The 12,455-nt window shown below is 63.6% G+C and carries 11 protein-coding genes and 1 riboswitch; of the genes, 7 read left to right on the top strand and 4 right to left on the bottom strand.

The window, feature by feature from the left end; translation table 11 throughout:
• Position 1: 1 nt before the first annotated feature.
• The 5 genes from CEY05_RS02530 to CEY05_RS02510 are packed head-to-tail and all read left to right on the top strand — an operon-like array spanning position 2 to position 4,950.
• Positions 2-943, top strand: a complete 942-nt coding sequence (locus CEY05_RS02530; RefSeq protein WP_088595809.1) for a branched-chain amino acid ABC transporter permease — start codon at positions 2-4, stop codon at positions 941-943.
• Positions 944-948: 5 nt separating this feature from the next.
• Complete coding sequence (locus CEY05_RS02525) at positions 949-2,352, top strand: branched-chain amino acid ABC transporter permease (protein WP_233161320.1); 1,404 nt, start codon at positions 949-951, stop codon at positions 2,350-2,352.
• Between the two features lie 8 nt (positions 2,353-2,360).
• Complete coding sequence (locus CEY05_RS02520; protein ID WP_369825886.1) at positions 2,361-3,164, top strand: ABC transporter ATP-binding protein; 804 nt, start codon at positions 2,361-2,363, stop codon at positions 3,162-3,164.
• Positions 3,161-3,883 carry an ABC transporter ATP-binding protein gene (locus tag CEY05_RS02515; RefSeq protein ID WP_088595806.1) on the top strand — a complete coding sequence of 241 codons (723 nt, stop codon included), beginning with the start codon at positions 3,161-3,163 and terminating at the stop codon, positions 3,881-3,883. Before CEY05_RS02520 ends, CEY05_RS02515 begins: the two co-directional genes overlap by 4 nt.
• Before the next feature lie 53 nt (positions 3,884-3,936).
• The gene (locus tag CEY05_RS02510; protein WP_255407741.1) at positions 3,937-4,950 is read left to right on the top strand and encodes a 3-keto-5-aminohexanoate cleavage protein; all 1,014 of its coding nucleotides are present in this window, start codon (positions 3,937-3,939) and stop codon (positions 4,948-4,950) included.
• A gap of 89 nt (positions 4,951-5,039) precedes the next feature.
• Here CEY05_RS02510 and CEY05_RS02505 read toward each other — a convergent pair whose 3' ends face one another.
• Together CEY05_RS02505 and CEY05_RS02500 are read right to left on the bottom strand one after the other, a co-directional pair.
• Entirely contained in the window at positions 5,040-5,621 is a 582-nt protein-coding gene (locus tag CEY05_RS02505) for a hypothetical protein (protein WP_088595805.1), read from the bottom strand.
• 261 nt (positions 5,622-5,882) lie between these two features.
• Positions 5,883-6,272 (bottom strand): MAPEG family protein, encoded by a 390-nt coding sequence (locus CEY05_RS02500; RefSeq protein ID WP_088595804.1) that lies wholly within the window; start codon positions 6,270-6,272, stop codon positions 5,883-5,885.
• A gap of 315 nt (positions 6,273-6,587) precedes the next feature.
• Between CEY05_RS02500 and CEY05_RS02495 the strand changes: the two genes are divergently transcribed.
• Entirely contained in the window at positions 6,588-7,475 is an 888-nt protein-coding gene (locus tag CEY05_RS02495; RefSeq protein ID WP_088595803.1) for a fructose bisphosphate aldolase, read from the top strand.
• Here the strand turns inward: CEY05_RS02495 and CEY05_RS02490 are convergent.
• Entirely contained in the window at positions 7,468-8,514 is a 1,047-nt protein-coding gene (locus CEY05_RS02490) for an MBL fold metallo-hydrolase (RefSeq protein WP_088595802.1), read from the bottom strand. The two genes, CEY05_RS02495 and CEY05_RS02490, sit on opposite strands and share 8 nt — an antisense overlap.
• A gap of 136 nt (positions 8,515-8,650) precedes the next feature.
• On the opposite strand from CEY05_RS02490, the gene CEY05_RS02485 reads away from it, so the two are divergent.
• Complete coding sequence (locus CEY05_RS02485) at positions 8,651-9,562, top strand: LysR family transcriptional regulator (protein WP_088595801.1); 912 nt, start codon at positions 8,651-8,653, stop codon at positions 9,560-9,562.
• 30 nt (positions 9,563-9,592) lie between these two features.
• On the opposite strand, the gene CEY05_RS02480 is transcribed toward CEY05_RS02485, so the two are convergent.
• Complete coding sequence (locus CEY05_RS02480) at positions 9,593-12,019, bottom strand: autotransporter outer membrane beta-barrel domain-containing protein (RefSeq protein WP_158219238.1); 2,427 nt, start codon at positions 12,017-12,019, stop codon at positions 9,593-9,595.
• 365 nt (positions 12,020-12,384) lie between these two features.
• A riboswitch (Fluoride riboswitch) is annotated at positions 12,385-12,455 on the top strand.

The raw sequence follows: 12,455 nt of genomic DNA, 5'->3' as shown, positions 1-12,455 counted from the left end.
AATGGAACAACTCATCTTCTCCCTGTTGAACGGCATCATCTACGGATTGTTGCTGTTCATGGTCTCCGCCGGCCTGACCCTGATCTTCGGCATGATGGGCGTGCTGAACTTCGCCCATGCGTCCTTCTACATGCTGGGCGCCTACTTCGCCTACACGCTGCAGGGGGCGATCGGCTTCTGGCCGGCCGTGGTCGCAGCGCCGGTGCTGGTGGGCCTGGTAGGCGTGGTGGTGGAACGGTATTTCCTGCGCCGCGTGCATCGTCACGGCCATGCGCATGAACTGCTGCTCACCTTCGGGCTGTCCTTCATCATCGCCGAAGCGATCAAGCTGTTCTACGGCAACTACCCCGTCGACTACCACCTGCCGGCTTCGCTGGATTTCCCGGCCTTCAGCATCGGCGGCACGCAGTACGCGGCCTACCGCCTGATCATGGGCGGCATCGCCATCGCCATGTTCATCGCCATTTACCTGGCGCTTACCCGCACCCGTGTCGGCATCGTCGTACGTTCCGCCATCCATCGTCCCAATATGGCCGAAGCGCTGGGACATAACGTGCCCCTGGTCTTCATGGGCGTATTCGGCGCCGGCGCCGCGCTGGCGGGGCTGGCCGGGGCTGTGGCCGGGGCTTTCTACACGACCAATCCCAATATGGCGCTGGAACTGGGGGTGATGGTCTTCGTGGTGGTCGTGGTCGGCGGGCTGGGATCCCTGCCGGGGGCAATGCTGGCCTCGCTGCTGATCGGCATCGTCACGTCCCTGGCGGTAGGGGTGGACCGCAGCCTGGCGGATCTGTTCGACCTGGTCGGCGCGGGCGAGTGGGCGCGCGGCGTCGGCGGCCTGCTGACGCTCAAGGTCAGCAGCCTGGCCGGCACCTTGCCCTTTGCCCTGATGCTGCTGGTGCTGCTGCTGCGTCCGGGCGGGCTGATGGGAGAAAAGGAATGACAACGATGGAAAACTCCCGAACCGAGGGACCGATGCAACGACCCGCGCAGGAACTTACACAGGGACTTACGCAGGGATCTTCGCAACGACCCGCGCAGCAGCCGGTTCCGCGGGCGCAATGGTCCGCCCACTGGCTGGCCGGCTGCCTGGCGGGCGTGCTGCTGCTGGCGGCCCTGCCTTATCTGCTGACGCAAGGGCTGTTGAACGCGGCCATCCAGATGCTGATCGCGGCGCTGTTCGCCTCTGCCTACAACCTGCTGTGCGGCCAGGCGGGCATGCTGTCCTTCGGCCACGCGGCGTACTTCGGCGTCGGCGCCTTCGCCACCGTGCACGCCATGAACGCGCTGGGTGGCGAAGGCCTGGTGCCCACGCCGCTGATGCCGCTGGCCGGCGCGGTGGGCGGCCTGGTCTTCGGCGGTATCGCAGGATGGTTCGCCACCAAGCGCAGCGGCACGTATTTCGCGATGATCACCCTGGCCATCGCGGAACTGGTCCACTCCTTGGCGCCGCACCTGAAAGGCGTGTTCGGTGGCGAGGTGGGCGTCTCCACCATGCGCATGCCGGCCTGGGGCTTCGATTTCGGTTCCACCACGCAGGTGTACTACCTGACGCTGGCGTGGGTGGTCCTGGCCATGGTGCTGCTGTTTCTCTATACCCGCACGCCACTTGGCCGGCTCACGGTCGGGTTGCGCGAGAACAGCCATCGGCTGCGCTTCCTCGGCTACAACGTGCATGGCCTGGGCACGGCCGTGTTCGCCATCTCGGCCATGTTCTCCGGCATGGCGGGCGGGCTGCAGGTGATCTCCAACGAGTCGGCCAATTACGTGCTGTTCGATCCTTCGCTGTCCGCGGCGGCCGTGTTGAACACCTATATCGGCGGCGTCCAGGTATTCCTGGGTCCGGCGCTGGGCGCGGCCCTGATGACTTTTTTCGGTTACGCGGTTTCCGACCTCACGCGCTCGTGGCTGCTTTACCAGGGCATCCTCTTCGTGCTGGTCATGATGTTCATGCCTGGCGGCTTGAGCGGCCTGTTCGGCCTGGCCCGGCGGCTGCGCGAACGCCATGGCCTGGGCCAGGTGGCGGGCCTGTTCGCGCTGTCCATCGTGGCCGCCGTGCTGCTCGCGGCCGGTGCCGTGTTCCTGGTGGAACTGCTGCAGCGCCTGTTTTCGCAGGACTATCGTGCGCTGGTACAGCTCAACCCCGGCAAGCCCTGGCCCGATATTTCCCTTTTCGACCGTGCCTGGCATCCGCACACGGTGTTGACGTGGCTGGTGCCGATGCTGCTGCTGGCGGGCGGGGCCCTGTCCTTGTGGGCGGCGCGCAAACGCCTGGAACGGCTGGATACCGGTGGAAAAGGACAGCCGTCCGCGCTTGCGCACGCTGCGGCTGCCAAGGAGAAAGCGGTATGACGTCGGGTATGACTTCAGGCGAGAACTCAGGCACGACGTCAGGTCAGACGTCAGGCAAGACGGCTGCCATGCTCACCCTGTCCGGCCTGCGCAAATCCTTCGGCGCGACGGAGATCATCCGTGGCGTAGACCTGGAGATACACGCGGGCGAACGGCACGCGGTGATTGGCCCCAATGGCGCCGGTAAATCCACGCTCTTTCACCTGATCTCCGGCCAGCTTGCACCATCGGCGGGCGCCATCCGCTTCGAGGACCGCGACATCGGCGGCCGGTCGCCGCAGGCGATCAATCGCATGGGCCTGACCCGTTCATTCCAGATCACCAACATCTTCCCCAAGCTCACCACCTTCGAGAACGTGCGATTGGCGGTAATGCGGGCCCGTGGCATGCAATACACGTTCTGGAAATTCATTGACCGCGACAAGCGCATCCACGCGGAAACCGGGCGCCTGCTGGATCTGGTGCGGCTGGGCCCCAAGGCTGGCACGCTTGCCGGCGAGATGGCGTATTCCGAACAACGCTCCCTGGAGATTGCCATGACGCTGGCCTCCGACCCGCGCCTGATCCTGCTGGACGAGCCCATGGCCGGCATGTCGCACGAAGAAACGGCCTACACCGCGCAGCTGATCCGCGAGACCACGGCCGGCCGTACCTTGATGATCGTCGAGCACGATATGGACGTGGTGTTCGCCTTGAGCGACCGCATCAGCGTGCTGGTCTATGGCCAGGTGATCGCCACCGGCACGCCGCAGGCGATCCGTGCCGACGCCAACGTGCGCGAGGCCTATCTGGGCGATGAGGTGAGCGCATGAGCACCGGGGATACGAACCTGCTGGCCGTGGAGCATCTGCACGCCCATTACGGCAAGAGCCATGTGCTGCACGGCGTCGACCTGCGCGTCGGCGCCGGCGAGGTGGTCAGCCTGGTGGGACGCAACGGCTCGGGCCGTTCCACCACCATGAAGACCATCATGGGCCTGGTGACGCCAACGTCGGGCCGGATTCGCCTGCGCGGACGCGAGCTGGCTGGAGCAAGGCCTTATGCCATCTGCCGCGCCGGTCTGGCCTACGTGCCTGAAGAACGAGAAGTCTTCGCCAACCTGACGGTGGACGAGAATCTGCGCATGGGCGAGCAGCCTCCCGTGCAGGGCGCCCACCGCTGGACGATGGCGCAGATGTTCGACTACTTCCCCCGCTTGAAGGAACGCCGCAATACCAAGGCCGGCAGCTTGTCCGGCGGTGAACAGCAGATGCTGACCATGTGCCGCTCGTTGCTGGGCAATCCGCTGGTGATCCTTATCGATGAGCCCACCGAAGGCCTGGCGCCCAAGATCGTGACGCAGGTGGGGGAGTGCATCCAGGATATGCATCGCAAGGGCGTGTCGGTGCTGCTGGTGGAGCAGAAGCTGACCATTGCCCTGAAAGTATCCACCCGCGTATGCGTGATGGGGCACGGGCGCATCGTTTTCGAGGGCCATCCCGAGGAACTGGGTTCGAACGAAGCCCTGGTTTCCCAATGGCTGGCCGTATAGCGCCCGGCAAGGGCACCGGCCAGCACGTCCAATCTCAACGGCGAAAAATTGACATGACTACCATGCAAACCATTGCGCAAGCCCGCGGCGAAGGCGGTAACCCGGGCAGCGACGCGGCCCTCGGCAGAAGGCCCAGCCAGGACAAGGTCATCATCTCCTGCGCGGTCACCGGGTCGGTCCATACGCCAACCATGTCGCCGTACCTGGCCCTGACCCCCGACCAGATTGCCGAGCAGGCTATCGATGCGGCTCAAGCCGGCGCCGCGATCCTGCATCTGCACGCACGCGATCCGCGCGACGGCCGGCCCACGCCCGACCCGGCGGTGTTCGAGGCCTTCGTGCCGCGCATCCGCGACGCCACCGACGCCATCATCAATATTTCGACGGGTGGCAGCACCCGCATGACCCTGGAGGAAAGACTGGCCTATCCCTTGCGCGCTAGGCCGGAGATGTGTTCGCTGAACATGGGGTCGATGAATTTCTCCATCCATCCCGCTGCGCGGCGGATTTCCCACTGGCAGCATGACTGGGAAAAGCCTTATATCGAAGGCATGGAGGATCTTATTTTTCGGAATACTTTCAAGGATATACGGAATATTCTTAAAGTATTGGGAGAAGATTGTGGCACGCGTTTCGAATTCGAGTGCTACGACGTGGGCCATCTGTACAACCTTGCGCATTTCGTCGATGAGGGCCTGGTGCAAGGGCCGCTCTTCATCCAGAGCATCTTCGGCATCCTGGGCGGCCTGGGACCGGATCCGGAGAACCTGGTCACGATGCGCACCACGGCCGACCGCCTGTTCGGCCGCAACGGCTACCGTTTTTCCGTGTTGGGAGCGGGCCGGCACCAGTTGCCGCTGGTCACCATGGCAGCCATCATGGGCGGCAATGTGCGGGTAGGGCTGGAAGACAGCCTTTACATTGCCAAGGGCAAGCTGGCGACTTCATGCGCGGAGCAGGTGACGAAGATCCGCGGCATCCTGGAAGCGCTGTCCCTGGAGATCGCCACCCCGGACGAAGCGCGCGCCATGCTGGGCTTGAAGGGCGCGGCCGCGACGGCGATCTGAGGCGCGGGAAGCACGCCGCGCGGGCGCGGCAATGCTGCCCCCGGGGCGAGGCGTGGCGCGATCCATACCGTGTTTGGCAACAGGTATCGCTAAGCAGCCGGCTTGAAGGTCGTGGAGCAGTGTTTGCTGCTGGCCTTGCCCGCGTCCGTGAGCACGCCTTGTTCGAAAGACGCGCTGGTGACTTCCATATACGCCAGCTTGCCTTTTTCGAACTGCAGCAAGACCGAGTAGAACTCGTCGGTCTTGTCCTTGCCGTCGCCATTCCTGGACGTGCGCGGGGCGGAAAACCCGATGGACACCGCTGTCCCGCTTTGGTCGCCGAATTCCCGCTTGTTCAGCGCCTTGACCTTTGGATTCTGGACCACGAAGGGCCCGTGGCCGTTCCTGAACACCAAGGAGTCGAGCGGATTCATGATCATGGACCCGGATAGCGCCAGGTTCTTGCCATCCCACTTCAGGCTGCCGTCGAAGGTGCCATCGCCGGCGCCGGGGGCTGGCGGAATGCCATTACCCTTGCTTTCCGTGGCGGGTGCCGAGGGGTCGTATTTGCAGGTCAACTCGAAGGGCTGCACGTCCGAGGCAACCTTGGACGGTGCCGGCGCGCTCGTAGCGTATATCGGCAACAGCAACGCGAATGCGGTCAATCCACAACGAACCACGGGGGTGAACATGAGAGGCAGCTTCCAGGTTGAGTGCTGACGTTTTACACGTTTTTTTTTGACCGTGCACGCCGGCTACTAGCCGTTGGAATACTCGTCCACCTGGCAGGAGGGATAGCCGTATTTGTCGGCTTGGCAATGCATCTGCGAGCCCGGAGATATCGCCGTCAATCGCGCCTGTATCCCGGCGGCAGCTTCAGCGGCCTGCGCGGCAGCCAAGGGCAGGATTGCCAGGGAAAGCCACGAAATTTGTCAGCAATTTTTTCATGGTGGTCACAGCAACGGCACCAGAACGAGCAGGATTCCGATGATCGAGACGACCCATGCGAGCGAGCGCACGTAGGGGATGCCCGCGGCATAGAGGGGCACGTACACCACGCGCGCGATCAGGTAGGTCCAGGCGCCGGCAGCGGAGAGCGCGCTTTCGCGCCCCGCGACATGCGCGATGAGGATGGCCGCGGCGAACACCGGCAAGGTTTCGAGCAGATTGCCCTGCGCGCGCTTCAAGCGGCCGGCCAGCTTGCCTACAGGCACCGAGGCGGCGTCGCGTGGACCGGCGTTCCAGGCCAGGCCGGTCTCGCGCGTACGTGCCTGTGCCGCCGCCAGGATCTGGACGAGTGCCAGGACCAGGGTCCAGGCGAGCAGGGTCAATTGGATACTCAAGGCATTTTTCCCTTCGAGAACGCATCGAAGGCCGATGATGCGCCAGGTTCAACCTTCATTTCGTACATCGGCACGATGGCTCCGTGACGGGCGATGGTCCATTTTGCCTGAAGATCGCCGCCGCGTCGGTCGCACAGGCTAGATCGACGGGGGCAGGGCCGCCGCCCGGACAGGGCGATTTTCCTATATGGTGTAGGGCATTGCAGGACGCCGAGCCGGACATGGCGGCGGCGCGGTACATTGCCTGTCCCCGGGAGGACGGCAGCAGACGTCCGCTTTCTGAATCGTTCAACGTTACTTAGTCGAGAGGCCCTGATGAATCAAGAACAACTTACGAAGATCGCTGGTGGCAAAGGATTCATCGCCGCCTTGGACCAGAGCGGCGGCAGTACCCCCAAGGCGCTCAAGCTCTATGGCGTCGATGAATCGGAATACAGCGGCGAAGCCCAGATGTTCGACCTGGTGCACGCCATGCGTACGCGCATCGTAACCAGCCCGGCCTTCGATGGCCGCCGCGTCTTGGGCGCCATCCTGTTCGAACAGACGATGGACCGCCAGTTCGACGGCCAAGATGCCGCCGATTATCTATGGCAGCGCAAGCAGGTGGTGCCTTTCCTGAAAGTGGACAAGGGTCTGGCTGACGAAACCAACGGTGTGCAGTTGATGAAGCCGATCACCGGCCTGGACGCGCTGCTCAAGCGCGCGGTGGCCAAGAACATCTTCGGCACGAAGATGCGTTCGGTCGTGAACAGCGCCAACCCGCAGGGCATCGAGGCGGTACTCGACCAGCAATTCGAGATCGGCCGCCAGATCTTCGCGGCGGGCCTGGTGCCCATCCTTGAACCGGAAGTCTCCATCAAGGCACCGGACAAGGAAAAAGCCGAAGAGCTGCTCAAGCAGGGTTTCCTGAAGCGCCTGGACGCACTGCCCAGCGATGTGCAAGTCATGCTCAAGCTGACGCTGCCCAATGTGGCCGGTTACTACAAGGAATTGGTCGACCATCCCCGCGTGGTGCGCGTGGTGGCGCTCTCCGGCGGCTACGACCGGGACGAAGCCAATCGCCGCCTGTCGAGCAATCCGGGCGTCATCGCCAGCTTCAGCCGCGCGCTGACGGAAGGCCTGAGCGCAAAGCAGTCCGACCAGGAGTTCAATACTGCGCTGGATGCCGCCATCGAAGGCATCTACCGCGCTTCGATCACCTGATCGGCAAAGCCTCGTCCTGCCGCGCGGGCGTCAACCGGCCGGAAGCAGCGATCATGAAGACGGCGAAACCGGCGGCGTATTCAAGCACGCCGCCGTCCTTGGCCAAATGGCCGATGCCGGGAAAGGGGATGTGCGCGCCAGCGACCAGCTCGCGGCTGACCGCGAGCGTTTCGAAGACCTTGCGGCGCGCACCTTCCGCTTCTTTTTCATCGGCGTCGAAGCTGATGGTGACCTCGGGCTGGGCGAACTGGACTGCGCCCACGTGGACCAGATCGCCAAAGACCAGCAGTTGTTGGTCTTTGCTCGAGACCCGATAGGCGTTATGGCCGGGCGTGTGTCCGTAGCTGGCGACGCTGCTGATGCCCGGGCTCAGTTCGGTATTACCGTCGAACGGCAGGAATTTGTGCGCGGCGATGTAGGGGCGTAATGCCGCTGGCGCCACTTCGAAAGAGCGTTTGCCCGTCTGGATGGTGGCCGCGTTACGGGCGCTAAGCCAGTAGTCGGATTCCTTGCGATCCGCGCGCACGATGGCGTTAGGAAACACGCGCTTGCCGGCGCGCGTCAGTCCGCCTGCATGATCCAGATGGAGATGGGTGAGGTAGACCTCGTCCACCTGGCTCGGCGTGTAGCCGGCTGCCACCAGGCTGGCGATCAGATGTCCCGAGGACTTGCCCATGGTGTCGCCGGCGCCGGTATCTATCAGTACCAGTTTCTTGCCGGTATTGACCAGATACGCGTTGACCGACGTTACGACGGGATCCGTGAGGAATGATGCGGCCAGCCGCGTCCGCAGGTCTTCCTTGCTGATGCCGTTGAGCAGCTTTTCCGCAGGGATGTCGAGCGTGCCGTCTGACAGGGCGGTGATTTCGTAATCACCCACCATGAAGCGATAGAAGCTGGCCTGTGTTTTCTGGATCGGCGCGGCGGCTTGCGCGCTTGTGCCGATCGCGGTCGCACCCGCTAAGGAGAATCCGAAAAGAAGTCTCGCCGCGACTTGCGTGGCGCTGGATTTCTTGGGCGAAAGGCGACTCGTGAGCATGGATTCGATTCCTTGTGAGAGATCTGGCCTGACCCTGGTTGAAAGGGCGAAGCCAAGGCATGCAATCCTAAAGTTGGTATAAGCTCAGGAAAATAGGCGTATCGGCATTAGATAAAAGCGGAAATCTCAATAATCCATGGATAGCGATCTCGACGAAATCCGGGCATTCCTGGCGCTGGCGCGGGCGGGTTCCTTCGTCGCGGCCGGTCGGCTGATCGATCGCGACCCGGCCGTCGTCACACGGCGCTTGCGTCAGCTTGAACAAAGGCTGGGTGTCCGCCTGGTCGAACGCACGACACGCAAAGTGGCTTTGACCGAAGCGGGGCAGACCTATCTGGCGCGCATCGGGCCCATCCTCGATGAACTGGAAAGTGCCGAGAACGATGTAGCTGGGATGGGGGGAGGGCAGGCGCGCGGACATTTGCGCATCACCTTGCCTGGCAGCTTCGGCCGCATGTGGATCGCGCCCATACTCATCGATTTCTTGAAGGCCCATCCCGCCGTCACCATCGAGGCGAACGCCGAGAACCGTTTTGTCGACCTGATTGCCGAGGGATACGACCTGGCCATACGGCTGGGCGATCTGCCGGATTCGCGCCTGGTTGCGCGCCGGGTGGCCAGCCGGCGCCGCGTCCTGTGCGCCAGCCCCGCCTATCTCGCCAGCCGTCCGCCCATCGCGACGCCGCAGGACCTGGACCAGCATGCCTGCCTTTGCAACAGCGAAAGGGTGCCTTCGGACCAGTGGCGTTTCCAGGCCGTGGACGGCCGCGTCCAGACCGTCGCCGTGAACCGGCTGATGGCATCGGGCGATTCGGAATTGCTGGTCAAGGCAGCCCTTGCAGGACTGGGCATCATGCAGACATCCGACTGGTATGTGGGGCGGTACCTTGCATCAGGCGAACTGGTGGAAGTATTGCCGCGGCACCCGCTGGCCGACAAGGGCGCCGTCTACATCGTCACGCCAGCCGTCACAGGCCTGCCCGCCAAGACGCGCGCCTTTTCCGACTGGATCGCCGACAGATTGGCACATCCGCCGTGGGCGGCGTAGGACCGCGGAACGGCGCCGCCATTCCACGGTTCACCAGCGCACGCGCACCCCCACGCTGCCCGCCAGTCCACGGCGATAGTCGCCGTCCACATCCTTTACGTAGTCCAGCGCGGCGTAGAGGCTGGCGTGGCGGTTGATCTGGGCAGCGACGCCGGCGCCGAACTGTACCGAGGTGCTGCCGTACTGGGTCGTGACGGAATCGGCGCCGCCATAGACCGTCTTGTCCGTACCGGAGAACTCCTTCAACAGGTTGACGCGGAAGTAGGGCTCCCATTGATGCCCTTCAGCGCCATAATGCCCAGCCAGGCGGGCGCCGATGCGTCCCGTGTAGGTATCGGCGTCCTTGAAAGCGACATGCGATATGTCGTCGTCCAGGGAATCGACGGACAGGAACTGCGCGACGAATTGCGCCTGCGGTTCCAGGGACCAGTTATCCGTCACGGCAAGCGGGTAGCCGGCTTCGAGGGACAACGTAGTGGCTGTGCCATTGGTGGTCTCGCGCATGCCGCCATGCGACCGAAGCCTGGCGTCCAGATGCGTGACCATCGCGACGGCATCCGTGTACCACTGGCGGTCGCCCACATGGGTCCAGTACGTGCCGGCGCTGTAGCCGTCGATGTCCATATTGCCGACGCCGGCGTGGGGCGTGGCCAGCGCCAGGCCCTTGATGTTGCCATCGGCATGCGCATAGCCCAGGAAGACGCCGATACGGTCCTGCGCGCCACCGTCGTAACGCTTGCTGTAAAGATCCTGGCCCAGCTGCATGCCGCCGATGGATCCATCGAACTCGGCTTGTGTGTCGCCGCCATAATGGCGCTCCGAGTTTTCGCCGAAGGCGCGCGCCCATCCCGCCGGTAGCCGGCCCTGCTCGCGCAATAATGACTGCGAGCCCTGGCGGTCATGGAAGGTCCCCAACGTGGTGAACGCCAATTGGCGTGCGGTGGCAGGCAGCGCGCCATAGAGGGGGACTTCGTCCCGATAGATAGGCACGGCCTGCGCGCTTGGCGCGGGCAGTGGCGCCGGGGCCATGGTGAGCGTTGCGCCCGGGATCTCCGACGCTGCCATGACAGGCGCCGCCACGGGCGCGGTCGCGGCCGGGGCGGCCCCTTCGGGGACGCTCGCCGCCGTGGGCACGGCAGGGACCGTCGAGCGCAGGTACCAATTGTTTTCCGAACCCGCCGTCTCACCGCCTTTGTACAGGAAGTATTCATAAGCACCGGCCTTGAGCGTACCCGGCAAGGCAAAGGCGGTATTGCTGCTGGTTGCGCCGTTGCTGGCTTGCACGACCATGATGCCGTTGAGCGCGGTCGGGGCTCCCGCACCGCCCAGATTGGCCACTGCCAGCGTACTGGCGCCGCCTATGGCGCCCTGGGAAACGATGAGGCGGTCCGAAGGCGCGTCATCGGCGCCGAGCACGCTTTCCACCTTGACCTGCCCGCCCAGCCCGTTGTAGTTGCCAACAATGGTCATCCGATTGCTGGCCTGCCCGCCGGTGAGGTCGAGGGTCCCCGCATTGTTCACCGTCACATTGGCGCCGGCGGCAGCGGGCGAGACCGTGCTCACGGTGCCGGCGACCGCCAGCACCGTACTGGCGGCGTCGATGGACAACGTGCCGGTACCGGTCCCCGCATCACCCAGTACCAGATTGCCGTCGAGCGAAAGACGCGAGCCCTGCAGCTGGATGCGCTCCCATTGGGTATAGCGCGCGACCCTTTCGGTCTGGACGTTCTGCAGGGTCAGGGTGTCTGTTCCAGTACCTCCGGCCAATCCTGCATTCGACGTGAGTTGTGCGGCGCCCAGGTTGCGCAACAAGGCCGTATCGTCATCCGGGCCCAGATCGATCAGGCCATCGATCTGGCCGCCATCCGACCAGGTGAAGGTGTCGGTTCCGGTACTCATCCGGATTTCGCCGAACACGTGGCCGCCGGTAACCGTCACGGCATCGGTGCCCCCGCTTACGCTGATATTGCCGCCTATGGTGCCATCGCTCAGCGTGATCGTATCGTTGCCGAAGCCCGTTACGAGGTTGCCGCGTATGGTGCCGCCAGACATGACGAACACGTTGTTGTCGAGTTTCATATCCACGCGGCCGATGGTGCCACCGGTCATGGTGGCCACGTCGCCGTCTTCAAAGGCGCCGGTGATGGTGCCTCCCGACATGAAAAACGTGTCCCGGTTATCGCCTTGTTGTAGCGAGGCTATCGTGCCGCCCGTCATGCGGAAATCGTCGATGCCGTTGCCTTGCTGCACGGCACCTGCCACCGTGCCGGCGCCGATGGAGAAACGGTCCGCGCCGGCGCCTTGGTTGACGGAGCCGTTTATCGTGCCACCCTGGATGGTCACACTGTCATCGCCGGCGCCGGTCACGATGCCGGTCGGGTAGGGATTGGGCGCGGCCTCCGTGCAAGTTACCGTCTGGTTCGATGAAGGAAGGCTGGGATCGCTTGCGCTGCTCACACATGCAGCGGTACCCGAAGTACTGAAGACGAATGCGCAAATCCCGAGCGTATCCACCGCCCGAAGTCGAAATGACGACATGACCCCTCCGATTGGACGTCCTGTGAACACAGGCACGGCCGTGCATGATCGGGACATGGGCCTTCCCCACCCAGCCTCCATGATTTTTGCAAAACTATATCGGAGCGCTACGTACGCAGAGGCATTATTTACAAAGGGAAAGGGCGGACTCCCAAGAAGATGAACTGCGATTGCCACGCATCAGCGGTCGGAATGGGTCGGCGCACGGCGCAACGCCGAGTGTCGCGAAATGACGAATTCGGGAAAAAAAGGGCGTGACACCGGCGATCGAGTGCCGTTATATTTCGGCCACGGGAGATGGTGTTCCTCCTTTAACCACCGCGCTTTCGCCGCGGTTGATGACGCCTACAGATGC

Origin of the sequence: Achromobacter sp. HZ34 (genome assembly GCF_002209485.1) — a bacterium.
In the GTDB taxonomy this organism is placed as follows: Bacteria; Pseudomonadota; Gammaproteobacteria; order Burkholderiales; family Burkholderiaceae_B; genus Bordetella_C.
Note: the sequence above shows the minus strand (reverse complement) of the source record. Positions and strands in the feature narration are given on the sequence as shown.